The following is a 23,746-nucleotide window of genomic DNA, read 5'->3' as shown; positions in this document are numbered from 1 at the left end:
TCCTTACATGAGTTGCCAAGTGGCGGTGATTTCGCCATAATTAGGCATTTTATACTTTGAATTCAGGTGAGTCAGTGGATACGATTGATAAAATCAAACAACAAATCGCAGAAAATACGATATTATTATATATGAAAGGCAGTCCTAAAATGCCGCAATGCGGTTTTTCTGCCCGTGCGGTTCAATATATTGAATCATGCGGTGTTGATTTTGGCTATGTTGACGTACTTGCTAACCCCGATATTCGCCAGGTTTTGCCTCAATATGCTGATTGGCCAACATTTCCGCAGTTATATGTTAAAGGCGAACTGATTGGCGGTGCAGACATTATTGCTGAATTGTATCAGCAAGGCGAGCTGGAAGCACTGTTGCGAGAGGCTGTAGCCCAGGATTAACGACACTATTTCTTTTCCAGATTTGCACAACAGGAGACTATGATGAGCGTATTAGTAGGACGCAAGGCCCCCGATTTTACTGTGCCGGCAGTATTGGCCAACGGCGAAATCGTTGAACAGTATAACTTGCATAATGAGCTGAAAGGTAAATATGGGCTGATATTTTTCTATCCGCTGGATTTTACTTTCGTTTGCCCGTCTGAGTTGATCGCTCTTGACAAGCGAATTGAAGAATTCAAACAGCGTAATGTTGAAGTGGTTGCTGTATCCATTGACTCGCAATTTACGCACAATGCTTATCGTAATACTTCAGTAAAAGCTGGTGGTATTGGTCCAGTACGTTACACTCTGGCTGCCGATGTTACTCACACTATTTGCCAGTCTTATGGTATTGAACATCCAGCTGCAGGCGTAGCTTTCCGCGGTGCATTCATTATTGATACTAACGGTATCGTTCGTTCACAAATCGTTAATGATTTACCCATTGGCCGTAATATTGAAGAACTCGTGCGCCTCATTGATGCGGTACAGTTTTTCGAAGAGCATGGCGAAGTTTGTCCAGCTGGCTGGCAAAAAGGTAAGGCGGCTATGACTGCAACGCCTGAAGGCGTCGCTGCTTTTCTGTCAGAGTATTCTGACGAGCTATAGGATACACATACTGAGAAATGAGTGTTGGCCTTTACAGCCCAACACTCATTTTTGTTTATTCCTTCAGGCTTAATCCCCGCCACGTATTTAGCATAATACAAAATAAATCAGCTGTTTTTTCAGCATCGTAAATTGCTGAGTGGGCTTCATTCTGATCAAAAAAGATGCCTGCCGCAGCTGCTGCTTTGGCCAGGACAGTTTGACCGTACATCAAGCCTCCCAAAGTGGCTGTATCAAAACAGGTGAAAGAATGGAAGGGCGATTTGACTTGTGTCCGGTTGACAGCTTCTTTGACAAACAATAAATCAAACCAGGCATTATGCCCAACCAGCACCGCACGTTGACATTTATTCGCTTTCAGCGCCCTGTTGATTGGCTCAAACAAATTGATTAAAGCCTGCTTTTCATCAATGGCAAAGCGTAATGGTTGAAAAGGATCAATTTGATTAAACGCTAACGATTTTGCATCCAGCTCTGCACCTTCAAACGGCAGAATATTTTCAAAATGGGTAGAGGTGCGGTAAAACAAACCATGCTCATCGACCTGGATAAGAACAATGCACATTTCAAGCAAAGCATTCTTGTTGGGGTCGATGCCTGCTGTTTCCACGTCAACAACGACAGGCAGGAAACCGCGAAAACGTTCCCTTAATGTTCCAGACATTACTGCTTTATAGGGACTCATATACACTCCATGATAAAACTTCACCGGCAGCAACAGGTACGACGCGCTTATCGCCCAATGGCATACTGGCAGGAATAGTTTGCTCTTTCCTGATAATGAGTAACTGTGAGTCATTGTGAGGGAGCCGGTAAAAATCGGCACCAAAATTACTGATAAATGGATTGAGCCTGGTTAATTGACCGGCATTATCAAAGAATTGCGTATAAAGCGCAACAGCAAACGGTGCAGAATAGATCCCAGCGCAGCCGCAGCTGCTTTGTTTGCTTTCTATGGCATGAGGCGCGCTATCCGTACCGGCAAAAAATTTCGGATTACCGCTTAATGCCGCCTGATGCAGAGCCAGCTGATCCGACTCCTTTTTCAAAATGGGCAGACAATAGTAATGCGGCCTTATCCCGCCTGCCAGCATATGATTACGATTATAAAGCAAATGGTGAGGGGTAATTGTTGCCGCCACCGTTGCCGGTGCGTTCAAAATAAAGTCAACGGCCGCTTTGGTTGAGATGTGCTCGAGTACGATTCTTAACCTGGGGAAGTCGGCGACAAGCTGATTTAAATAAGTTGCGATAAATTGCGATTCACGTTCAAAGACATCCCCTTTATTGATTTCGCCATGTATTTGCAGTACCAGATCCTGTTGCTGCATGACTTCTAATAACGGATACAACGCTTTCAAAGACTGCGCGCCTTCTGCCGAATTGGTTGTAGCGCCGGCAGGATAAAGTTTGCCGCCTGTAATCCAGGAATAATTATTGCATTGAATCAGATCATCTGGCGAAACATGTTCATTTAAATAAAAGGTGTGTAGTGGAATAAATGGACTATTATTTGGTAAGGCCGCCAGAATTTGTCTGCGGTAATCGAGCAGACTGGATAAGGTAGTGAGTGCCGGTTGCAGATTTGGCATAACCAGTGCTCTCGCAAAATGGTTTGCAGTCGCCTTGACCGTATCGTTGAGCGCCAGGCCATCACGCAAGTGCACATGCCAGTCATCCGGACGGGTAATGGTAATTTCGTTCAAAATAAAGGTTTCCAAAAACGGTGCCGATATTTGAAGCATAACATGTTTTATAACAGGGATGAGCAAAAAATGACAAACAAATGCTTTCTCTATAAAACGATAACAGCGCTAATAATCAGTTGCTCAATTCCTGCGACATGCAACGCAGCGCTTGAAGTCAATTACATCAGCCCCATGGGCGCTGAGAACTGGAAAATGACTGGCAGCCGGCTACGCTGCGGCCTTTCTCTAAAAATTCCCAATTTCGGAATGGCCTATTTTGAACAGTATGCAGCCAGAGAGCCGCATTTTATATTAAGTAAATGGCAACAGGTTGAGCGTAGAATTCCTGCGCTTGTTTATGCACGGTCACCGGTATGGAAACCAGAGGGCGCTGATTATTTTATTAGCAAAACAACGGTTAATCCGGGAGAGTATGGCTTGTTTCTGCCGCGTGATCCGGCATTAAAAGCGCTTACCTATCTGTCTCAGGGGTTCGTTACCCGTTTTCAATACCGTTCGGATCAGGGATTTATTGTTTCGGTTTCGATTTCACCCATTAAATTTCAAAAGCCTTTTTCACGCTATCAGGAATGCCTGGGCAATCTCTTGCCCTTCGACCTCGAAAGCGTGAAGGAAAGCATATTTTTATTTGCTACTGACAGTTACAAGCTTACTGAAGAAGCCAGAAAACAACTCGACAGGATAGCGGAATACAGCCATGCCGATCCACAAATCAAGCGTATCAGTATAGTGGGGTATACGGATAATACCGGCCGTAAATCATACAACAATGCTATATCTGAAGCGCGTGCAAAAGCGGTTCAGCGATATCTGATTAGTAAAGGTGTACGGGAAAGCAAATTATCGATTACCTGGTATGGCTTGAAAGACCCGGCACAGCCTAATGATACCGAAGCCGGTAAGGCGGCAAATCGACGAGTAGTGGTAGAAATAATCAAATAATTGTTATCTATAAAGGCGTACTGGCACGTAAGTGTTCATGTTTTTGTCGTGCACCACGGTTCACAAATTTTCTTTTAGTGCGAGTGGTGCTCATGCTGATTTTTATTTGGTCTTTTGTTCTCTGGTTTTTTTCCTATGATAAGCCCAAGAAATTCCAATATTCTGAAAATGGCAATGCTTTTTGATTGGTAATAATGTTCAGGTATGTCTCATTCCGTGTTAAATTAAGCATAAATTATTAAAATTATAGTGAAATTTAATAGAAATAGTGTTGACTTTGCCAAAGTCGCGTCCGATAATTTGCCTATGTACGTTCTCGGTTAGAGCGATGATTGCGTACTGTTGTTGAATTACTGCTTTGTGATTTAATAACAAAACCGGAAATTAATAATAAAAAAGTGGAGATAAAGCATGTCAAATTTGAAAAAAACAGCTGTTGCTGTTCTTGCTTTCGCTAGCAGTTCAGCAGTATTCGCTGGTACAATGGGCCCAGTTTGCACACCAGGTAGCGTAACAGTTCCTTGCGAAAGAACTGCTTGGGATTTCGGAGTTCAAGCTCTGTATCTGGAGCCTGTAGTTGATGGTTATTATGGTTACCAAACAACTACTACTGGTAACTACTACAATGACGCTAATCCTGATTGGGGATGGGGCTTCAAGTTAGAAGGTTCTTACCACTTCAATACTGGTAACGATCTGAATGTTAACTGGTACCACTACAACAAGAATAATACTCACACTTACAACGTAACTGATCTGGTTACTCCAGGTGCTACAAGCTCTGTTTACACTCGCATTGAGCCTAAGTGGGATGCAGTTAACGCTGAGTTCGGTCAACACGTTGATTTCGGTGAGTTCAAAAACATCCGTTTCCACGGTGGTGTTCAATACGCTCGCATCGAACATGAAGACAAAGCTCTGATCGGCACTTCTTACTACAGCGGTACTACAAAGTTCAACGGCTTTGGACCAAGACTGGGTGCTGACATGTCTTACGACCTGGGCAATGGTTTCGCTGTTTATGGTAACGGCGCTACTGCTCTGCTGGTTGGTACTGGCAAGTTCAGAGGTCTGACTCCAACTATGGGTACAGGCTCAGTTTATGGCTACGGTTCAAGAACAGAAATGGTTCCTGAGTTAGAAGGCAAACTGGGTGCTACTTACACTTACGCAATGGCTCAAGGCGACTTAGGTCTGGATGTAGGTTACATGTGGGTTAACTACTTCAATGCTCAACATGCTGGTTTCGTTCAAAGCGACTTCGCTCTGAATGGTCCTTACGTAGGTCTGAAATGGGTTGGTAACGTATAATTACCTGCTTATTGCTGATTTAATAAAGCCCATCGTTTTTGATGGGCTTTTTTTTGATAAATGGAGTAAAAATGTTAAAGAAAACAACTTTAGCTGTGCTGGGATTAGCATTAAACGGCGTTGCAATGGCTGGTATGTATTCAGAGGCTCCTGCCCCTTCCTGTACTCCTGGTGACGTCACTGTGCCATGTGAAGCACAGGCTTGGGAATTAGGCGTTCAGGCTCTGTATTTGAAACCTATCTATTCAAAAGTGTATGGTTATGCTTATAACTCTACTGCAACGAGCTATCGTGAAATTGATCCTAAATGGGGCTGGGGCTTCCGTTTAGATGGCGCTTACCACTATGGTACAGGCAGCGATATCTCTTTAAACTGGTCGCATTATGATGTAGATGATAATGTCGGCTCTGCTTTCCCTGGCACTTATCAATTATCTTATCTCCTTCCACCAACAAATGCGCTCTACAGCTTAAGTCTTACTAATCAATATGATCAGGTCAATGCCGTAGTTGGACAGCATGTTGATATGGGCATTCTGAAAAATGCTCGTTTCTATGGTGGTTTGCAATACGCCAAAATTTATGTTAACCAAACTAAGAGTTATGCTGTATCAGCTCTGGTTCTGGCTGCAACTCGTGGTGTAGGTTCAGTAACAAACGCTGATTTCAATGGCTTTGGTCCTACTGTTGGAATAGATTACTCGTACGATCTGGCACAAAATTTCAGTTTAACTGCAAATACTGCTGCTTCACTGGTATACGGCTCAAGCAGATATCAATCCAGCACTGTACTGGGTAGTAATGTTGTGCCCTATACTGTTTATGCCAGCCGCAAAGCAGTTATTCCTTCTTTTGAAGCAAAACTGGGTGCTAACTACGCTTACCAAATGGCTCAAGGCACATTAAACATCGAAGGTGGTTATCAGGCAGTGAACTATTTCAATGCACTGCAAACGCCTTCTGTAATTAACACAGGTTTAACCACTTCTGATTTTGGCCTGTATGGTCCTTACTTTGGTGTTAAATGGCTGGGTAATGCCTGATTTTAATTAAGAAAATATTCCATTTCAAAAAGCCTGATTGCGAAGCAATCAGGCTTTTTTTTTTATAAATAAGCGTAGGTTGGGCTGTGAAGCACAACACATAATGAATAATCACATCCAAAAATGCCTATAACCCTCTCTTTGTGCCAAATTAATTGCGTTGATGTTTTTTTTATAAAAACGCCGTAAAAAATATTCGCATTTATGGGATCAAACCCATATAATCAACCTGGAATTTGAGGAAGTAATAAAAATAGCCAGGAGTATCATGCGTGAAACACAAAGCATTAATTTTGGCGTTAGCCAGCATTTCATTACCATTATTTGCTGCCAGCGATAATGGAGAACTACAACAAGAAATCAAGCGCCTGCAAAAACAGACAGCGGCACTGCAACAGCAATTGAACCGTTTGCAGAATCAAGTGGTTAGCCATAAAAGCCCGGTTGTCAGGCAGAAAAAGCAGGCTGCAAAACAGCCTTCAAAACCAGCAGTGCAAAAACCTGCAGCACCAACACAGAAAAATACGATTAGAACTCAAAAGCCAGCATCCGTAGCTACTGGCGCCAAACCTCGGACAGGTTCTCAGGCTGTTCATGCCAGCTCGCTAACGGTCAATACATTTAATGGCCATCCGGAGTCGCTGGAGTTTTATCCAACAGCGTTAATGGCAGAAGACCATGTGGTGACTTACATTGCCGGTACACCCATTGTTACGGTTCCCTACCTGGGAGCACGCCCTGCGTTTGACGGTTCGGACTATATTGTAAATATTTCAAGTATTAACCGCGACATCCGTTTGATGCAGCAACGGCGGCGATTATATGATGCTTATGAAAGAATCGGTTATCCCGCGCCTAATGTGCCAATTATTGCAATTAGCGGTAAAGCAGAACCGGTTGCTTCATTCCACCAACCTTATGTTGGTAATAGCGGCGGCGACCTGACTCTGGGTTCCAGTGAAGTTGATGTTATGGCCGCACTCAACGAAAATGTGGAAGGATTTATCGGTATTGCTTACGATGAATCGCCTCCTGCCAATGGTGGACAGCGCCTGGCAAACTCAGCTTTTAACTTGAATCTGGGATTTGTAAACATTGGTAATCTGGATAAAACACCATTTTATTTTACTGCCGGTCAGCTATATGCGCCCTTCGGCCGTTATTCCAGTTCAATGATCAGTAGCCCTGTTACCCTCGATATGGCAAGAACTAAAACCCGCCCGTTTATCCTGGGTTACAAATCACAAGGTTCGAGCGGTCCCTATGCCGCGCTCTATGGTTTTAAATCAGACACTACATTGGGTGATACGGCCATAGGCGGATTCAATTGGGGTTATGTTTTTTCCAGCAATGATATTTCTGGTGAAATAGGCGCTGGCGTGATCAGTACTCTGGCAGATGCGCAAGGTATGCAATACACGGGTTCGCCCGCCTTCACGACATTTGGAGGATTTGCATCGCCGACTAACGGTAGTGAAGCGGTTGGCAAAGTGCCAGGCTTGAATATCCATGGAAATATAAGCATTGATCGCTACAGTCTGACAGCTGAATGGGTGGGAGCAAGCAAGGCGTTCAACCCCCAGGCGCTCAGCTATAATGGCCGCGGAGCCAAGCCGCAGGCTGCTCAACTGGAGGCTGGTGTAACATTTATGGCTTTTGCTCGTCCTGCCTCGCTTGGAGCAACTTATCAGTGGTCAAAAGAAACGCTGGCCCTGAATTTGCCTCATAAGAGCGTGGGCGGTGTATTTAATATTTCAATCTGGAAAGACACGGTTGAGAGTATTGAATACCGCCATGATACTGACTTCAATCAGCTGCAGTATGCGAATGGCGCATCAGCGCCTGGCTTTACTAACCAGAATACCGTTGGTACTGGTAAAGGCTCTGATACTGTTATTGCCCAGATTGGCGTGTATTTCTAATCTACTTTGTGCCGCGGCCATGCCGCGGCGCGTATCAATATTCACATCTAACAATTTAACATCAAACCTTTAAATCTCTCATCCTTTGTGGTAGAAGGTAGATCCAGAATTCGACATGAGGAAACCATGGCAATTAAATCAGATCGCTGGATAGAGAAAATGGCCCGGGAATATGGCATGATTGAGCCATTTCAGGATGGCCAGGTACGCGAAACAACGAGCGGGCGTATTATTTCTTACGGTGTTTCCAGTTATGGTTATGATGTGCGCTGCGCGAATGAATTTAAGGTATTTACCAATATCAACTCGGCAGTTGTGGATCCCAAAGACTTTGATGACAGCAGCTTTGTTGAAGTTGAATCAGACGTATGTATTATTCCGCCCAATTCTTTTGCCTTGGCTCGGACAGTGGAATATTTTAGAATCCCCAGAAATGTGCTTACAATTTGTCTTGGCAAATCGACCTATGCCCGTTGTGGTATTATCGTCAATGTAACGCCGCTTGAACCGGAATGGGAAGGGCATGTAACGCTTGAGTTTTCCAATACTACAACATTACCGGCAAAAATTTACGCGAATGAAGGTGTTGCGCAGATGATATTTTTAGAGTCTGATGATGTTTGTGCGGTATCTTATAAAGACAGGGCAGGAAAATATCAGGGGCAAACGGGTGTAACATTGCCCCGAACTTAACATTATTCCTCATCACGCAAGGGGATGCTTTCGCGAGAGGCATCCACTCTTTCTCTGAGTTCTTTTCCAGGCTTAAAATGAGGGCTGTATTTAGCTTCAGTTTTAACCTTTTCACCTGTTTTGGGATTGCGCGCATTTCGGGGAGGTCTGTGATGCAAACAGAAACTGCCAAACCCACGAATTTCAATGCGTTGCCCTTCAATCAGAGCATTGCTCATTAAATCCAGAATTTTGTTAATTCCCTCACCTACCTGTTTTTCAGGTATATGCGTGATTTTTGCAGCTAGTTTATCTATGAGTTCTGATTTGATCATATCTACCCCGGCTCCGCCAATTTATATTTAAGTACTGCTTATTATTGAGTATAGACATGTAAATAGAATATTCAATGTTATCAATAAACTGTATTAAAATTTTTCCGGTAATTCAATCGAGCCGTTATCGGGCAACCTGCGTTGGATATAGGCGTGGACTGGACCCCAGCTCATATTGACCCGGGTAATCAGATCAACGGAAAATTTATCCGAGGCTAATTTTTTACTGGTGGAAATGACAATTGCGTCATTCGGAATTTGTTCAAGATGAATGCTGATTTGCTGCCATAAATAACCAAAAAAGGACGTGGCATTAATAAAGATTAATGTCGCGTCAGTGAGTGGAATATGCAATAAATCACTCTGAATAAATGTAATTTGGTCCTGGCAGTGACTGTAGCCAGTAAGTGTAGAAAGCGTCTGCTTTTGTCTGTTTGCGCACTGGTGTAAATTGCCAAACAATTCGACGCCATAACTTTTTTTAACTGGAAAAACCATCGCACAGGCTAAAACTGCTTTCCCGGCGCCACTGCCTAAATCATAAAAAATGCAATCCGCATCTGGTTTGCAAAGCGCAATTAAAGCAATAAATGATTCAAATTCGATTTCACCATACACATACTCAGGGGCATCCTGGCTTTGGCGTGCCTGTTTTGATAATTCAAAGCCATTAACAGTCTCATAGAGCTGGTTAAAAACGCTTTCATGTCTGGCCAGCTGGAGTCTTTTACGCCACTGATGGTAAGGGTGTGCACGCTGCCAGCGTATGAGCAAATACAGTGCGGCCAGACTGAAACACAGGTAAAGCAAAACCATATTAACCTTTAAAATCGGATGAATTCATAATTTTATCTTTTTCTTCCTGCGACAGTACAGACCAGGCGCTTAATAATGCTTTACCGGCGGCGCGCTCATGTTGCACCTGCTCCCGCACTTCCCATGGCGCTTCATTGCAAACATATAAACTGACTGACAATGCAGTAATTAAGGTAGTAATCAGGCTAAAAACAATAGACCGCCATTGGTAATTGCGAAGCAAGCCTGCGCTTTTCCGGATAGTATCTGAAGAGACTTTCTCAATATGAAGATGGCTGTCCTGTACGGTCTGATGAAACTGGTTAATATCATATTCGGCCAGTTGAAACGAGATTGCGCGAATAGCGCGATCAGTATAACGCTCTACCAAATGCAGGTTTCTATTTAATGTTTTACTCAACTCATTGTGCTGTAATCGAATATCATGGATTAACTCATCCCCCGTTTTTTTCAACAGATTGATATGAGCTTCACCGTCTTTGAGCGCCTGGCTGATATGCAGCCTTAACCGCGCCATACCGGCATGGGTGAGAACATCCCGTAAGGATTCGATTTCAGTATGCAGAAAATTTAAATGATTTTCGGTCTTTTTCTGCTGTATCAGAGCCTGCTGCTCAAGGTCTGTTTTCCAGGCTGCCATTTTGGTTTCGGCCAATTCAAAATAAGCGATAAACTCGCCAGTGTTTTGCAACAGTTTTTTTAATTTTACCAAATCCTTATCCTGAACTTGTTCCATGCCTGGCTCCCTGGCTATGTTGAATAAGAATAAGTAATTATAGTCTATTCGGAGAGTGCTGATGCCGCGCAATCTCTTTTTGCTCCTTCCTTAAGAAAATTACCTATAATTATATTTATGATTAATATTTTCTTAATCTAAAGCGATTAAAATGGAATTAAATCGGTTACTGGGGTAAGACATGGCTGAACTAACAGGTTTTTTTCATAACCCGGTTATAAATAACCGGGTTACGGCAAAGCCGGCTACAGAGAAAGATCAGGCAGCCTTGGTAAATATGGGCGGCACTGGTGATTGTGGTTTTCGTGCCGTAGCTGCTGCTATTATTGATAACGTTTTCAGTAACCCGCACTTTAACTCAAAAGCTTTGGCGAGAATTTCAGTGCGCCATCGAGAATATTTTCCGGCAAGTCAGACTGGCAGGTTGACTACTCCGGCTGAGTGGTTCAAACATCAGAGTCGTGAGCCTGCATTAATGGCGCAATTTGTTCGTGATTTGGCGTATACCTTACGCCAGATGGCGGTAGATGAGTTTTATGCCAGACCTGACCTGTATCGGGGCGTGTTTATGGAGATGGCTGGCGAAGACTCCGCTGCCGAAATGCGTAAGCCAAACACCTGGATAAAGGGCAGCGCGATAGCTGCTTTAGCCAACATGCTCGAACTGCCAATCAATGTACACTACACCAGGCCAGGCCACGAATTGCACGCGCGGTTGAAATTTGGCGTAAGAAATGAAAAGAACAAACGTGAGCTGCTTACCATTCATCTGGAAAATGAACATTATTACCCCAAAGTAAAAAATATTCGCCGTTTTGAAGAGGCTGCCGCCAATTTGCCGGTTAAGCCTGCGATGCCGGTTGTTTCTCCAGTTAATGATCCAGATCTCGCCACTGTTCTCAAACAGATTGAAGAGGCTAATCGGGTTGTGGAATTATCCTATGCGGGTAATATACACAAGCTTAAGGCGCTGTTGTCTGATAAGCCGATCAAGAAAGAAAAATTGTTGGAAATCTATGTCGATAATCTGAAAAACAGCGATTATCCTGAAGGTCATGTGAACCAGGTTGGCCTTGAGCATGGTAATCAGAATTTTTTTAATGCGATTCATGGCAAAAGGGAAATGCCGACCGGAAAGCCCGCTGGCCAGAACCATGATGAACGGGTTATCAGTGAAGTGTTACGGGCGTTAGCTCGTGCTATAACTATTGATCACCTGCATGCACAAACTATTTTTGATCAGTTAGAGCAGGCAGCCGAAGCACAAGAGACTGCCGGCGTTAAAATTAGTCTACGCTGAAGTCATTTTCCGCCATCCATTTGTCGGTCGGGAACTTTGACATATAGTTCCTGATCGAATCAGGGAGAATGACCAGACATTTTTGCCCTTTTTGTAATGTGCGCGCTGCCTGTAATGCTCCCGCTATGGCGGCGCCGCTTGAGCCGCCAACTAAAAGCCCTTCCTCGCGTATCAGCCGCCGGGCAAAGGTGAATGCGTCGTGATCTGTGGTTTTAACATAATAGTCAATTAAATCCCTGCTCAGCACATCGGGGAAAAAATCATAACCTATTCCTTCAACCAGATAGGGTGCAATGTGTTCTCCGCCGCCAAGGATTGAACCTTCCGGATCAACACCGACAATTATAATTTCAGGATTGTATTCTTTCAGCCGTTTGGCAATACCGCTAATTGTTCCGCCAGTACCAACGCCCGCAACAACCATATGCAAATCTCGGCCAAAATCATCGATAATCTCCTGAGCAGTGCCTTTATAATGCGCATTGGGGTTATCGTTGTTGGCATATTGATCCAGAATATGAGCATTGGGAATTTCTCGCTGTAGTTTCGCAGCCAGCGAAATATGGCTGTCGGGATGGTTTGAGGCAACTTCTGATGGGGTGCGATAAATCGTTGCTCCCAGGCGTTCGAGAATGGATTGTTTCTCCTGGCTCATTTTTTCAGGCATGGTAATAATGACATTATAGCCAAGAATTGCGCCAGCCAAAGCGATACCAATACCGGTATTGCCGGAAGTGGGTTCTATTAAGGTATCGCCTGGTTTGATACGGCCGCTTTTCTGGGCATTGGTGACCATTTCATAGCCTATGCGATCCTTTACTGAGCCGCCCGGATTAAAAAATTCGCATTTAGCATACAAGTCACAGTCCAGTTCGTTCCCTATGCGATTAATTTTTACTACTGGAGTGCGGCCAATAGTTTCTAAAATATTTGAAAAAATCATAACAACAATCCTTATTGTTAATAATTAAACCGCTTCCAGAATAGCCGTCACACCCATTCCGCCTGCTGTGCAGATAGAAATTAATCCACGCCCGCTACCTTTTTGATGAAGCATTTTAGCAAGACTGGCTACTATTCGTCCGCCTGTTGCCGCAAAGGGATGGCCTAACGCAAGACTGCCGCCCTTAACATTCAATTTACTGCGATCAATACTGCCCATGGGCTGATCGCGATTCAATACCCGTTGACAATAATCGGCTGATTCCCAGGCTTTTAGCGTACAAAGAACCTGACCGGCGAATGCCTCGTGAATTTCGTAAAAATCAAAATCCTGTAAAGTAAGTTTGTTACGCAGGAGTAATCGGCTTACTGCAATTGTAGGCGCCATTAACAGGCCTTCACCCTGAACGTAGCTTACTGCTGCGACCTCTGCATCGACAAAACGCGCAAGCAATGGGTGGTTATGTTGTTGAGCTATTTCATCACTGACCAGATAGACAGCGGAAGAACCATCGCTGAGGGGCGTGCTATTGCCGGCTGTTAAGGTTCCGGCAGCGCTGAAGTCAAAAGCGGTTTTCAGTTTGGCCAGTTTTTCAAGTGTGGTATCGCCACGCAATATTCCATCACGTTTTAAGCCTTGGAATTCAAATACCAGATCATCATAAAACCCTTCATCATACGCTTTTTGCCCTTGCTGATGGCTTATCCAGGCAAGTTCATCCTGATCCTGCCGTGAAATACCCCATTCCTTCACCATCTTTTCGGTATGTTGCCCCATGGATAAACCCGTGCGCGGTTCAACGACAGCCGGCACCAGCGGCTTTAAATCGGCAGGACGGAATGCAGCAAGCGCTTTTAATTTCGCTTGCCAGCCTCGGCTGCTATTAAGGGCAAGTAATTTCTGGGCAAAAGAGCGGCGAAAAATAACCGGCAGATCGCTATTAGTATCAACGCCGCCGGCAATGCCATCATTAATCTGATAATTGGCGATTTTTAAGGCGATTTGTAGTACGGCTTCAAGGCCGGTTCCGCAGGCTCGCTGGACGTTATAGGCCGGTGTATGAGGGTGCAGGGTTGTTCCCAATACCGATTCTCGGGCCAAACCCCAGCCAGCAGAACTGTTAATGACTGCACCAAGGGCAACATCACCCACAACGCGTTGTTCCAGGTGCATCTTGTTCACCAGATCCTGCAGCGCAGCAATCATCAAATCCTGAGTAGTAACCGTCTGATAAGTTCCCATTGATTTGACAAAAGGCGTCCTGCTTCCGCCCGCTATATACACAGGTCTTGTTTTCATTACCCCATGCTCCGTTTTGCATCCAGTTTATTAAAAACTATATCGATATGCCGGTGGCATTGCAAATGAAATTGCTATTCCCGTTCTTGTTAGTATTCACAGGGCGCTGATTGCGAAGTGCTCTTTTCACCCTCTTACTCACCAGGCCTTAATCCAATTGAAAAATTCTGGGCTAATTTAAAAAGAAAATCAAAAACAATATGGCCAATTTTGATTCTTTGGCTCTTGCTATTGATGCTGCCTTTAAGGGATCGTTTAAATTTTAATTCACTATAGTTCAGCGAGGGGTGTTTGAAGAGTTGGTATACGCTGGCTCTGCCTCCACTTCCACTTTATTCTGCTGCTTTTCGCCTAACAGGCGGTTCTTGAAATTTTGGGCAGAAGTTGCTGTCTTAGTATTGCCTGATTCACCCTTTAGTGCAGATAGCCGTGATTTAAAATCAGGGGCAGCTCTGAAACGACTGTTTATAGTCTCTTTTATTTCTCTCAGTGCTTCTTTCCACCCAGAAGCCAGATCAGAAATAAATTCTGCGAAGCCTTGTTTATTCGAAGGATGTGGAGGCAGCTTTATATTTGCAAAGGTACTCTCATGATCATTATTGTGAGCCTGAGCCGGTTCGGCAGATGAAAGGTTTTTTAATAATTGCAAGCATTGCGCGTCTCCTGACTTTTCAGCTAATTGAACTGCATCGTTGGAGCGGATCATGTCTGCCATGTCTAAGCCAGGTATATTCTTTTCCAGATAACCGACAAGAATCCGGATGCAATCCGGACTCTTCAATGATGCTGCTGACTCGAGAAACTGGGCTTGATATTTTTTTCCATCATTCCCATTCTGTAGAAACGCGACAATTTTTGAGGAGACATCTGGATTATTTAGCAATTTCTCTAATACAGCGCTTCGGCCTGCCTTCAAAGCTTCTGATATTCCATTAAGATAGGCGGGGGTTGGATCACCATTTTTATCGTTCAGGCAATTTCGATATTTCTGATCCAGCAGCACATCAATGGCATCGAGCCGGCTCTCCATGGCAGCAAAGGTCAGGGCGACTTGCGAACCCTCGGCACCTCTCTCAAGCCATAACTTCAACATCTCCGTATCATTCAGTTTGGCTGCCATAACAAGTTGATTATAAACAGTAATAGGTCCATTTGACGACAAATGGGCATTTTTCATGTTTGACCCCTCTTTGTCAACGTCACGGATGATTGATTCTTTGTCGGGAAACTGAAAGTTAATTTTGGATTCCGGATGAGCGACTACATCTATGGTTAAGGCCATGCGTGTACCGTTATTCAATTGGTATTGTGTGCGGAGAAATAGTTCCAGCTGCTCCCCTGCTGTTGAAGCAGGGTCTGGCTCACCGTCTTTAAAGACGGAAATTTTTGGATAGTTAGGATCGTAAACTTCAAAATTACCGTCTTTATTCACAAAGACAGCAATAGCATGATTAAGTGAACCCACATGCCAAGCAGTTCCTGGTGCTCTCATATCATTAAAAATCTGTTTCCATGCGTTTATATCAGCAACCAGTCCCAGTTTGTATAGTCGTTGCATTTGTTGCGGAATTTCAACTTCCCTTACCATTTCATCTGAGTCGTCTTTCACCGTCTTTTTTACAGGAACAGTTAATGCATGCAGTCCATCCGCCTGGCCTAACGAATTGTCAAATTCACCAGGTAAAAAAGCCAACAGAACCTCCTGAATAAATTTACTAACATCGCTGTCGAATTCACTCGAATTGGGATTCAGGCTATACATGCGGCCACTGGCTGCGAACACCCCCAGTTCTATAGAAGCATCCTTACCTTTTCTCTGAATCACTTCCAGCATCTCTGCAAATTTGCTGGCCTTCCCCTGCAGAGCGTATTTTATATAGACTGCTGCCAGCCCATTACATATTCCGTCTACATCGGCTTGTAGATCAATACCTTTCCGCTTCAGAATGTTATTAATCATCGGTATAATGTCAGATTGCTCTATGATTTTGCTTTCTTCATATACAGGTTCGGGAGTTGGCATACGTAATCTCTGTACCTACACTCATAATATGATTATAGGTAATTTTGCAGACAATGCGTTCTAAACTAGCACCAATTAGTATGAAATAGAGTCAAAATAAATTATTTTTGTATTGGACAAAAAATCATATCAACTCCTTGAGCGGTGATTTGATATAGAGGAAGTCCATCAGAAGACCAATAGATCCAAGGTATTCTGCTTTGCATTGAGACCACATCACGCAGAACATCAACGGAACCAGTCAGAAGGAATGTATGACCTACTCATTAGACTTTAGAGAAAACGTGTTACGCCATATCGATATGGGTGGTACGTTATGAAAAAATTATCTCTAGCGTGACCAGTGAACTGGAGAGTTTTTACAAGCGGCATTCCGCTAGTGAAGAGCTTGAGGTAACAGCCGGGAACGCGCCGGGGATGTAGGGGCGCGGCAATTTAAATGCGGTTGGGCTGTAAGGCCTGTAGCCTTAAAGTTAATTAAATTCTCTATTACACAACATCGTTCGGGCTGAGGAAGCGCTTTAGCGCTGTCTCGAAGCCTGTGGTACAGTGCCACGCCTTCGAGACAAATGCTCCGCATTTTCCTCAGGCCGAACGAATATGGGCTGTAAAGCCCAACACTCCTTTGGGAAAAAGAAAACCTTATTCAGCCATTTCCATATTTTCTTCCAAGGCCGTCAGCGCCTGATTAAGAGCCCGTCTATAAATCTGATAAATTTCCTCTTCCGGAAATTTATCTTTCCCTGAATATTGTAAAACCAACTTAACAAGGTTGATTGCGGTTTTCTGACATTCGGCGGCTGCGGCGAACAGATGAGGTTCGAGCATGTGGTCATCGGAACAATCCTCATTATTCATAAAAAACTCGGAAATATCGAAAGACTCTTCTTGTTGGGTTTTCTTAGCCATATTTTTTCCTGTGATAAAAAGATATGGTCAGTTTGTAATAATAATAAACCCAGGTCAACACATGATGATAAAAAAAGCGCTTTTCCAGGATAATTTTACAACTGGCCAACCACCGGCTACACTAAAAAGGTATAGATTAATCAAGGATGAAAAAATGAAAATAATAAAATTGCTTCCTTTGACGATTCCTTTCTTCCTGGCTGGCTGTGCCGCTATGGACGACTTGTTTGAGGATTCGCCAGCCCGTGCATCGACGTATGACTACAGAACCCATCATAATGACAATACACCGGCAGCCAGTTCAGTACAAAACAAAAGTGCGCCTGCCGCTGTCAGCAAAAAACAGGATACAACGGTTATGGAACCTGGCCATTCTAATGTGTCAACAACGCCTAAACCTGCTGCATCGACAGCAACTCCTGTTGCGCCAACAGTAGCGCCCGCAATACCAGGAATGGCGCCAACAGTCGGACAATAAATTTTTAAGGAATAATGTGATGACAACAGTAGCGGAAGTTCTGGTAGATACTTTGGGCCAGGTAGGGGTTAAGCGCATTTATGGCATTGTTGGCGATTCATTAAATGGAATTACCAATGCATTGCAAAAGCATAAAGAAATAAGCTGGATTCATACCCGTCACGAAGAGGTCGCTGCTTTCGCTGCTGGCGCCGAAGCGCAGTTAACCGGCGAGCTTGCGGTGTGCGCAGGAAGTTGCGGGCCGGGAAATCTGCATTTGATTAACGGCCTGTATGATTGTCAACGCAGTAATGCGCCGGTACTGGCTATTGCCGCCCATATTCCTACCCCGGAAATTGGCGGTAATTATTTTCAGGAAACTTATCCGAATATTTTATTTAAAGAGTGCAGCTACTTTTGCGAAATGATTACTTCAGTCGAGCAAGTGCCTCGCCTGATTAAAATCGCAATTCAGACCGCGCTTGCAAAACGCGGGGTAGCGGTGCTGGTTATTTCCGGCGATGTCGCGTTACAGGAAATGCGGGCCGCTGCTGCGCCAGCCTGGTTGCCTATGCCAAAACCGGTCGTTGTGCCGGATAATAATCTGTTGCATAAAGCAGCGGAGATGTTGAACGCTGCTAAAAAAGTAACCGTGTTTTGCGGAATTGGCGCTGCCGATGCCCATGATTCGCTTATGGCTTTATGCGAGAAATTGCAAGCGCCGGTAGTTCACACGCTGCGTGGAAAACCTTATATCGAATACGACAACCCGTATGATGTCGGCATGACCGGCTTTATCGGGTTTTCATCCGGATATTACGCCATGGAGTCCTGCGATACCCTGTTATTGCTTGGAACCAGCTTCCCTTATCGTCAGTTTTATCCCACAAAGGCGAAGATTATTCAAATTGATTGTGAAGGCGCGCAACTCGGGCGCAGGACTGATATTGATCTGGGCCTGATTGGCGATGTCAATAATACGCTTCAGGCATTGACTCCGCTGCTCGAACGAAAATCAGACAGCAGTCATCTGGAGCAGGCAGTCAAACATTACAAGCTGGCTCGCCGAAGCCTGGATGATCTTGCACGCAATGATTCCAAAAAAGTGATTCATCCGCAATATCTGGCACGGATGATCGATGAGCATGCTGAAGAAGACGCTTTATTCTGCTGCGACGTCGGCACTCCAACGGTATGGGCGGCACGTTATTTAACCATGAATGGCAAACGCCGTTTACTGGGCTCATTTAATCACGGTTCAATGGCCAATGCATTGGCTCAGGCGATTGGAGTCCAGGCCAGCCATCCTGACCGGCAGGTTGTCGCTATGTGCGGCGATGGTGGTTTCAGTATGCTGATGGGCGATATCCTGACCCTGGTGCAACAGCAATTGCCGATAAAAATTGTGGTATTTAATAATGGAACCTTGGGCTTTGTTGAAATGGAAATGCGGGTAGGCGGTATGCTGGAATTTGGTACTGAACTGGATAATCCCAACTTTGCCAATATGGCCCAGGCAATAGGTATACGTGGTTTCAGGGTAGATGAGGCAAGTCAATTGCCTGAAACATTGCAACAGGCTTTTTCGGTTTCGGGGCCGGCTTTAATTGATGTCCGGGTAAACCGCAATGAACTGATGATGCCGCCGACAGTGAGTTTTGCCCAGATGAAAGGATTTAGTCTCTATATGATGAAAGCAATCATCAATGGTCAGGGTACTGAAATTCTTGATCTGGTCAAAACCAACCTCTGGCGGTAATACCGGAAGGAACAATTAAAAAGTTGCTATCCCGCTGGCAGACGCGATTATCACTTTGTCTGCCCGCCGCTGGCCAAACAAGCCGCTTTCAACAACGCCAGGAATTTGTTTAATCGCTTTTTCCAGCGCGACAATATTGCTGATTTCAAGGTTGAAGACATCCAGAATAATATTGCCATTATCAGTAATAAAACCATCACGATATTCCGGATCGCCGCCCAGTTTAACCAATTCCCGGGCAGCAAGGCTGCGTGCGATGGGAAGTACTTCCACGGCAACCGGGAATTCGCCTAAATTTTTCACCCGCTTTGATTCATCAACAATGCAGATAAATTGCTGTGCGGCTGTGGCGATAATTTTTTCCCGAGTCAGCGCACCGCCGCCGCCTTTGATCATTTCACGCCGCTCATTCACTTCGTCAGCGCCATCAATGTATACTGGCACTTCATTTGCCGCGTTTAAATCAATCACTGGGATACCTGCTGCCCGCAAGCGGGTTTCTGTAGTTTTTGAACTGGCAACACAGGCATCAATCCGGTGTCTGATCGCTGCTAATTCCTCAATAAAGCAATTAACCGTTGAACCGGTTCCCACACCAACTACGGTATTGTCTTCTATAAAGCGCAGCGCAGCTTTTGCTGCTTCTTGTTTTAGATTTGTCATTATTTTTTGACCTATAATCTGTTTGCCCACGATGATATAAAATTTATCTGCCAGACTCAATCAATCAGCTATTTATGTAAATTCAATTCGCTGCTTGCATCTGCTGTTTCTCGCGTATACTGCGGTTTATATGCTGCAAAAAATGTTGTTATTACTGCCTTTCCCTTCCTTGTCTCTGGCGCCGATTTTGGCATATTTGCCAATACCTGTTTTAAATAATAATCCGCCGGCATATCATCTTCTTTTAAAAGAAACTGTTCCCGTAACGCTTTTAACCGTTCGATAAAATAATAGGGGTTTTTGCAGTCAGTTAATGCTTTTGGATAAAAGGATTGGTTATTGATAAGGATTATTCGAAAAATAGCCTGCTCTAATTGATCCCAGGTTGCCATTAGCTGAATAATACAGTTAGGTTCGGTTATTATATTTTTTTTAGCATTTAGTTCTACCTGTTTCACAAAGTATTTCAGATGTTCCTCAAAGAAATTGATTAATGTATGAGGGAGATCAATAAGGGCAATTTCTTTTTGCTTAATAGTAAAGTCAGGAAGTAAATTTTGAGGTAAATTATTGGCGAGGATATGCGTAAGTTGTTTTACAAAATTATAATATTCATCCGGCATAACCACTTCTTTTAAACTAAACTGTGCGCGTAATTTATTTAACTGTTCGGCAAAATCAGCCGGATTTTTGTAATCGGTCAATTTTAAACGCGAAAAGACATTGTTATTTATCTGGATTATTTGAGAAATAGTATACTCAAATTGAGTCCAGACGGTCATGAAATGGACGATATCCCCATGCCGGGTTATTTTACTTTCTTCTGCATTTACTTTCACCCGATTTAAAAATTTTTTCAGCTGCTCTGTGAATAGCTCAATTAATTTAGAAGGAAGTTTATTTTGACTGACTGTTTTTTGTTTGATGATAAGACGAGGGAGAATATTAAGAGGCAAGTGCCGTTCGTTGATACGGGCCAGTAGTGAGGTAAAATTGGCAAAGCTCTTTTCTACCGGTAAGAAGTCATCTTTTCTTGGTACCCGGCTGTAGGAAATTGTCTGTCTGTCACTTTCAGAAAGAACCGGCGGTTTTTGTTCTATGAATAGAAGTAAATCAGTCTCATTAATGGTTCTTTCAAAAGCAACCAGCGCCTTGGTTTCTATAATTTTTTTAAGAATTTTCCCTTCGGCTTCCGTTCGAGCAAGTGCGCGTTCTTCAGGAATGTCCTGTTTATTTCCATCAACTGCATATATCAGTTCTTGCAGAATTTCCGCCGGGAAAGGAAGCGTCGTTTGAAAGGTTTCATACATTTTCCTCATAAACTCCGAGTGTCTGGCAGCACTGCTTAATTTCTCGATTTCCTTAATCCGTCCAAGCTCAGCGGGAGTCAGGCATGCAAGTTGATTTGCATAGGCGCACATGTCTGTATCATATAATCGTGAAATTTCGCTACTGCTAAGTACGCTGGCTACAAGTTTGAAATGATTCAGATCGCGGTAAAATTCTCCCTCCAGAGGGCAGAGTACCTGGCCCAGTTCTATCATAAAACGTAACGCGTTACCGAGATTCGCTGGCGGTTGGGTGAGTATCTTGGCGGCAAAATATTCAAATAGCTGGTTAAAGTAATTGGTAAATCGGGTTATAACTGGCGCAAGCTCTGCTTTATTATCTTTTTGCCAACTTTGATCACGAAACTCGATAATAGATATCTTTCTATAGAGAAGCATGGTCAACAGCAGTAATTCATGCGCAATTAATTCCACTTCATTGACTCTGCTTTCAGGTGTTTTTTGCAAAGCGTAATCAACGAACTGATCAAAGGAATTTTTTTTGGCGGCGAGCTCTGGTTCGCTAAGCTTACCGTTTAGAAGATAGCCATTCCATAATATTGGATTGGTATAATAACTTGAGCATAGCTCGTATTTTTCCGCCAATAGCGAATTAATGATTTCGCCCAGTGGCCCCAGTCCATCGCGCTTATCAATATTCCGGCTGCCAAGATGTTGCAATCGCTGCGCCAGTAGCGGAGTGAATTGTATTTTATTAATCGCATTATAGGCTATTAATTGTAATACAATAAAATTGGCAATAATCTTCTGATCTTTATCAAATTGACTATATAACTCTTTAATAAACTGTATGATTTTAACCAAAGGGTGTGTGAGCAATAGCCCCAGCGCTGTACCTTCTACTTGTTCAAAGTTGAATTTTCGTTTTGATTGAGGGGATGTCTGACAAGCTGTTAATAGCCACAGCGTGTGCAGTGCCTCTTTGTCACGCGGAGAGCTGTCCTTTAATTCAGGCATGGGCCTTGGTTCAGAGTCGGAAATGGAAATATTATTGGTAACTATTGTAATGAATTCGTTTGTTGTGGCTAAATTTCTTTCCTCTATGCGGCGATAGGATTCTGTAACGCCGGGCTGTATAGCGGTTAAAATATCTGTAATTGGTTTTTGATTCGCAGGATTGGAAAATAACTCCTGGTTTAAGGAAAGCGTTTCAGGCAATAATCCGCTGAGGTAAAAGTCTTTGAAACGATTACTGCTTATCTGCTGGTCCAGGGCAGTTTTGTATTGGGAGTCATGTCCCAAATTGGCTATTGCCGATTGAACTTCGTCACTATCAAGCGTCTCAGGAGCCTTTACATCAGCCAGTTTCCTGGTTGGAACCGGAGAATTTTGTCCGGAAGAGCTATCGTCGTGAATGCTCAATGGCAAGCTAAAGCTGCTAGGTGACAGGGATAGTGCGGAAGCGCTTCCGGTGGATAACGATGCGGAAGAGCCGCTCAGGTTTGATAGTAATCTTGAAGAGTTATTCCCGTCCATTATGGGTGTTGTCGGATTGCTTCTGTTTGGTGATGATCTGGAAGGGCTGCTTCTGTTTGATGCCAGCAGTGGAAATTCTCCCTGTAACTCGCCCGGATTGCGATCTCGTCTTCCAAGCAGTAGCGTACTCAGATCAATCGATAATATAGCTTGCCGTATTTTCGCATCCGCTGCCAGCTCAAGCGCAGTTTTCCCTTCTTTATTTTTTATTGATTTATTACAACCCTTATGTTTTACAAGACAATTGATTGCCCAAATATTTTTTGCTATAACCGCTTCATGCAAGGGAGTATTTCCTGATTCATTACATGCATTAACTTGTTCAGGAAAGTGCTCTAGCAAAAACATCAAAAGCTCTTCGCCTTCATTACCCATTCTCACTGTATAATGCATTAGATTGCATTGTTTGTTATCTGTTAAAACAGCAATCTCTTTATATTTTACAAGAAAATTGATTGTCCATATTTTTTTTCTTATAGCCGCTTCATGTAAAGGAGTATTTCCCGATTTATTGTATGCCTTAACTTGTTCAGGAAAGTGCTCTAGCAAAAACATCATAAGCTCTTCGCCTTCACTACCCATTCTCACCGTATAATGCATTAGATTACATTGTTTGCTATCTGTTAAAACAGCAATCTCTTTCCAGTATTCTTCACCTTTATAAACTGCAATCTCATTAATTAAACTAATTAGTGCTCGGGGTTTTTTCTGTAAAATCAATAGATGAAAAAGAGTTCTGTTCAACGGATATCCTTTAAGAAGATCCGGCTCATATTGGATAATATACCGAAGCTCTTTTATAATTTGCTCATCAGGCTGGTTAGAAATTAATTCCTGTACCTCTTCTGTAGTCATGATTGTCATGATATTCCTTTGGTTTTTCCTAAAATACAACGCAGGCCGCATAGTATGAATTTTTTACATACCATTGGTCAATATGGGTACGAAGAAAACATGGAGTAAGCGATTTTCGCCCAATATTGCCATTTTTGAATCGATTTGTGTTGTTAAAATGAAATAATTGATCGAATAATATTCT

General features: G+C 43.5%; 21 protein-coding genes and 1 pseudogene. 11 read left to right on the top strand and 11 right to left on the bottom strand.

Features of this window, described 5'->3' with window-relative positions:
- The first annotated feature begins 74 nt into the window (after nucleotides 1–74).
- Both grxD and ACFORL_RS12270 read left to right on the top strand, forming a co-directional pair.
- Nucleotides 75–395, top strand: a complete 321-nt coding sequence (grxD, locus tag ACFORL_RS12275) for a Grx4 family monothiol glutaredoxin (RefSeq protein ID WP_382344460.1) — start codon at nucleotides 75–77, stop codon at nucleotides 393–395.
- Nucleotides 396–437: 42 nt separating this feature from the next.
- Nucleotides 438–1,043, top strand: coding sequence for a peroxiredoxin (locus tag ACFORL_RS12270; RefSeq protein ID WP_382344458.1), 606 nt, complete (start codon nucleotides 438–440; stop codon nucleotides 1,041–1,043).
- A gap of 55 nt (nucleotides 1,044–1,098) precedes the next feature.
- On the opposite strand, the gene rnt is transcribed toward ACFORL_RS12270, so the two are convergent.
- Together rnt and pyrC are read right to left on the bottom strand one after the other, a co-directional pair.
- Complete coding sequence (gene rnt, locus ACFORL_RS12265; protein ID WP_382344456.1) at nucleotides 1,099–1,728, bottom strand: ribonuclease T; 630 nt, start codon at nucleotides 1,726–1,728, stop codon at nucleotides 1,099–1,101.
- Nucleotides 1,715–2,749, bottom strand: a complete 1,035-nt coding sequence (pyrC, locus tag ACFORL_RS12260; protein WP_382344454.1) for a dihydroorotase — start codon at nucleotides 2,747–2,749, stop codon at nucleotides 1,715–1,717. The genes rnt and pyrC overlap by 14 nt, the downstream gene beginning before the upstream one ends.
- Nucleotides 2,750–2,818: 69 nt before the next feature.
- Here pyrC and ACFORL_RS12255 point away from each other — a divergent pair, with 69 nt between their 5' ends.
- The 5 genes from ACFORL_RS12255 to dcd all read left to right on the top strand — a co-directional run bounded on the left by ACFORL_RS12255 (nucleotide 2,819) and on the right by dcd (nucleotide 8,663).
- Entirely contained in the window at nucleotides 2,819–3,694 is an 876-nt protein-coding gene (locus ACFORL_RS12255) for a flagellar protein MotY (protein WP_382344452.1), read from the top strand.
- 411 nt (nucleotides 3,695–4,105) lie between these two features.
- A complete protein-coding gene (locus tag ACFORL_RS12250; protein ID WP_382344450.1) occupies nucleotides 4,106–5,005 on the top strand; it encodes an Lpg1974 family pore-forming outer membrane protein in 900 nt (299 codons plus the stop codon).
- Nucleotides 5,006–5,076: 71 nt separating this feature from the next.
- The gene (locus tag ACFORL_RS12245) at nucleotides 5,077–6,048 is read left to right on the top strand and encodes an Lpg1974 family pore-forming outer membrane protein (protein ID WP_382344449.1); all 972 of its coding nucleotides are present in this window, start codon (nucleotides 5,077–5,079) and stop codon (nucleotides 6,046–6,048) included.
- Between the two features lie 272 nt (nucleotides 6,049–6,320).
- A complete protein-coding gene (locus tag ACFORL_RS12240; RefSeq protein ID WP_382344447.1) occupies nucleotides 6,321–7,970 on the top strand; it encodes an LbtU family siderophore porin in 1,650 nt (549 codons plus the stop codon).
- Nucleotides 7,971–8,096: 126 nt separating this feature from the next.
- On the top strand, nucleotides 8,097–8,663 hold the full coding sequence (gene dcd / locus ACFORL_RS12235) for a dCTP deaminase (RefSeq protein ID WP_382344444.1): 567 nt from the start codon (nucleotides 8,097–8,099) through the stop codon (nucleotides 8,661–8,663).
- 2 nt (nucleotides 8,664–8,665) lie between these two features.
- On the opposite strand, the gene ACFORL_RS12230 is transcribed toward dcd, so the two are convergent.
- The 3 genes from ACFORL_RS12230 to ACFORL_RS12220 form a co-directional block, all read right to left on the bottom strand.
- Nucleotides 8,666–8,977 (bottom strand): integration host factor subunit beta, encoded by a 312-nt coding sequence (locus tag ACFORL_RS12230; RefSeq protein WP_382344442.1) that lies wholly within the window; start codon nucleotides 8,975–8,977, stop codon nucleotides 8,666–8,668.
- A 93-nt stretch (nucleotides 8,978–9,070) separates the two neighbouring features.
- Nucleotides 9,071–9,793, bottom strand: coding sequence for a methyltransferase (locus ACFORL_RS12225; RefSeq protein WP_382344440.1), 723 nt, complete (start codon nucleotides 9,791–9,793; stop codon nucleotides 9,071–9,073).
- A 1-nt stretch (nucleotide 9,794) separates the two neighbouring features.
- Nucleotides 9,795–10,529, bottom strand: coding sequence for a hypothetical protein (locus ACFORL_RS12220; RefSeq protein WP_382344437.1), 735 nt, complete (start codon nucleotides 10,527–10,529; stop codon nucleotides 9,795–9,797).
- A 181-nt stretch (nucleotides 10,530–10,710) separates the two neighbouring features.
- On the opposite strand from ACFORL_RS12220, the gene ACFORL_RS12215 reads away from it, so the two are divergent.
- The gene (locus tag ACFORL_RS12215; protein ID WP_382344435.1) at nucleotides 10,711–11,829 is read left to right on the top strand and encodes an OTU domain-containing protein; all 1,119 of its coding nucleotides are present in this window, start codon (nucleotides 10,711–10,713) and stop codon (nucleotides 11,827–11,829) included.
- On the opposite strand, the gene ACFORL_RS12210 is transcribed toward ACFORL_RS12215, so the two are convergent.
- Nucleotides 11,816–12,772 carry a pyridoxal-phosphate dependent enzyme gene (locus ACFORL_RS12210; protein WP_382344434.1) on the bottom strand — a complete coding sequence of 319 codons (957 nt, stop codon included), beginning with the start codon at nucleotides 12,770–12,772 and terminating at the stop codon, nucleotides 11,816–11,818. The genes ACFORL_RS12215 and ACFORL_RS12210 overlap by 14 nt on opposite strands.
- Before the next feature lie 24 nt (nucleotides 12,773–12,796).
- Nucleotides 12,797–14,071 (bottom strand): acetyl-CoA C-acetyltransferase, encoded by a 1,275-nt coding sequence (locus ACFORL_RS12205; protein WP_382344432.1) that lies wholly within the window; start codon nucleotides 14,069–14,071, stop codon nucleotides 12,797–12,799.
- Nucleotides 14,072–14,185: 114 nt separating this feature from the next.
- Here ACFORL_RS12205 and ACFORL_RS12200 point away from each other — a divergent pair.
- Nucleotides 14,186–14,347 (top strand): annotated as a pseudogene (locus ACFORL_RS12200) (hypothetical protein); the annotation flags it as partial.
- A 1-nt stretch (nucleotide 14,348) separates the two neighbouring features.
- On the opposite strand, the gene ACFORL_RS12195 reads toward ACFORL_RS12200, so the two are convergent.
- Together ACFORL_RS12195 and ACFORL_RS12190 are read right to left on the bottom strand one after the other, a co-directional pair.
- Nucleotides 14,349–16,094 carry a hypothetical protein gene (locus ACFORL_RS12195; RefSeq protein ID WP_382344430.1) on the bottom strand — a complete coding sequence of 582 codons (1,746 nt, stop codon included), beginning with the start codon at nucleotides 16,092–16,094 and terminating at the stop codon, nucleotides 14,349–14,351.
- Between the two features lie 642 nt (nucleotides 16,095–16,736).
- The gene (locus tag ACFORL_RS12190; RefSeq protein WP_382344428.1) at nucleotides 16,737–17,003 is read right to left on the bottom strand and encodes a hypothetical protein; all 267 of its coding nucleotides are present in this window, start codon (nucleotides 17,001–17,003) and stop codon (nucleotides 16,737–16,739) included.
- Between the two features lie 154 nt (nucleotides 17,004–17,157).
- On the opposite strand from ACFORL_RS12190, the gene ACFORL_RS12185 reads away from it, so the two are divergent.
- Complete coding sequence (locus tag ACFORL_RS12185) at nucleotides 17,158–17,481, top strand: hypothetical protein (protein ID WP_382344426.1); 324 nt, start codon at nucleotides 17,158–17,160, stop codon at nucleotides 17,479–17,481.
- Between the two features lie 19 nt (nucleotides 17,482–17,500).
- The gene (gene poxB, locus ACFORL_RS12180) at nucleotides 17,501–19,219 is read left to right on the top strand and encodes a ubiquinone-dependent pyruvate dehydrogenase (RefSeq protein ID WP_382344424.1); all 1,719 of its coding nucleotides are present in this window, start codon (nucleotides 17,501–17,503) and stop codon (nucleotides 19,217–19,219) included.
- A 15-nt stretch (nucleotides 19,220–19,234) separates the two neighbouring features.
- Here the strand turns inward: poxB and rpiA are convergent, their stop codons facing one another.
- Together rpiA and ACFORL_RS12170 are read right to left on the bottom strand one after the other, a co-directional pair.
- Nucleotides 19,235–19,882 carry a ribose-5-phosphate isomerase RpiA gene (rpiA, locus tag ACFORL_RS12175; protein ID WP_382344422.1) on the bottom strand — a complete coding sequence of 216 codons (648 nt, stop codon included), beginning with the start codon at nucleotides 19,880–19,882 and terminating at the stop codon, nucleotides 19,235–19,237.
- 68 nt (nucleotides 19,883–19,950) lie between these two features.
- On the bottom strand, nucleotides 19,951–23,571 hold the full coding sequence (locus ACFORL_RS12170; RefSeq protein WP_382344419.1) for a RasGEF domain-containing protein: 3,621 nt from the start codon (nucleotides 23,569–23,571) through the stop codon (nucleotides 19,951–19,953).
- Between the last annotated feature and the right edge of the window lie 175 nt (nucleotides 23,572–23,746).

Source organism: Legionella dresdenensis, from assembly GCF_042649825.1.
In the GTDB taxonomy this organism is placed as follows: domain Bacteria; phylum Pseudomonadota; class Gammaproteobacteria; order Legionellales; family Legionellaceae; genus Legionella_C; species Legionella_C dresdenensis.
This window is presented reverse-complemented; position numbering and strand designations above follow the sequence as displayed.

Coding starts and splice junctions, on each gene's coding strand:
- ACFORL_RS12270 (WP_382344458.1), top strand. CDS start 438: ATGAGCGTATTAGTAGGACGCAAGGCCCCCGATTTTACTGTGCCGGCA.
- rnt (WP_382344456.1), bottom strand. CDS start 1,728: ATGAGTCCCTATAAAGCAGTAATGTCTGGAACATTAAGGGAACGTTTT.
- ACFORL_RS12255 (WP_382344452.1), top strand. CDS start 2,819: ATGACAAACAAATGCTTTCTCTATAAAACGATAACAGCGCTAATAATC.
- ACFORL_RS12250 (WP_382344450.1), top strand. CDS start 4,106: ATGTCAAATTTGAAAAAAACAGCTGTTGCTGTTCTTGCTTTCGCTAGC.
- ACFORL_RS12245 (WP_382344449.1), top strand. CDS start 5,077: ATGTTAAAGAAAACAACTTTAGCTGTGCTGGGATTAGCATTAAACGGC.
- dcd (WP_382344444.1), top strand. CDS start 8,097: ATGGCAATTAAATCAGATCGCTGGATAGAGAAAATGGCCCGGGAATAT.
- ACFORL_RS12230 (WP_382344442.1), bottom strand. CDS start 8,977: ATGATCAAATCAGAACTCATAGATAAACTAGCTGCAAAAATCACGCAT.
- ACFORL_RS12225 (WP_382344440.1), bottom strand. CDS start 9,793: ATGGTTTTGCTTTACCTGTGTTTCAGTCTGGCCGCACTGTATTTGCTC.
- ACFORL_RS12220 (WP_382344437.1), bottom strand. CDS start 10,529: ATGGAACAAGTTCAGGATAAGGATTTGGTAAAATTAAAAAAACTGTTG.
- ACFORL_RS12215 (WP_382344435.1), top strand. CDS start 10,711: ATGGCTGAACTAACAGGTTTTTTTCATAACCCGGTTATAAATAACCGG.
- ACFORL_RS12210 (WP_382344434.1), bottom strand. CDS start 12,772: ATGATTTTTTCAAATATTTTAGAAACTATTGGCCGCACTCCAGTAGTA.
- ACFORL_RS12205 (WP_382344432.1), bottom strand. CDS start 14,071: ATGAAAACAAGACCTGTGTATATAGCGGGCGGAAGCAGGACGCCTTTT.
- ACFORL_RS12195 (WP_382344430.1), bottom strand. CDS start 16,094: ATGCCAACTCCCGAACCTGTATATGAAGAAAGCAAAATCATAGAGCAA.
- ACFORL_RS12190 (WP_382344428.1), bottom strand. CDS start 17,003: ATGGCTAAGAAAACCCAACAAGAAGAGTCTTTCGATATTTCCGAGTTT.
- ACFORL_RS12185 (WP_382344426.1), top strand. CDS start 17,158: ATGAAAATAATAAAATTGCTTCCTTTGACGATTCCTTTCTTCCTGGCT.
- poxB (WP_382344424.1), top strand. CDS start 17,501: ATGACAACAGTAGCGGAAGTTCTGGTAGATACTTTGGGCCAGGTAGGG.
- rpiA (WP_382344422.1), bottom strand. CDS start 19,882: ATGACAAATCTAAAACAAGAAGCAGCAAAAGCTGCGCTGCGCTTTATA.
- ACFORL_RS12170 (WP_382344419.1), bottom strand. CDS start 23,571: ATGACAATCATGACTACAGAAGAGGTACAGGAATTAATTTCTAACCAG.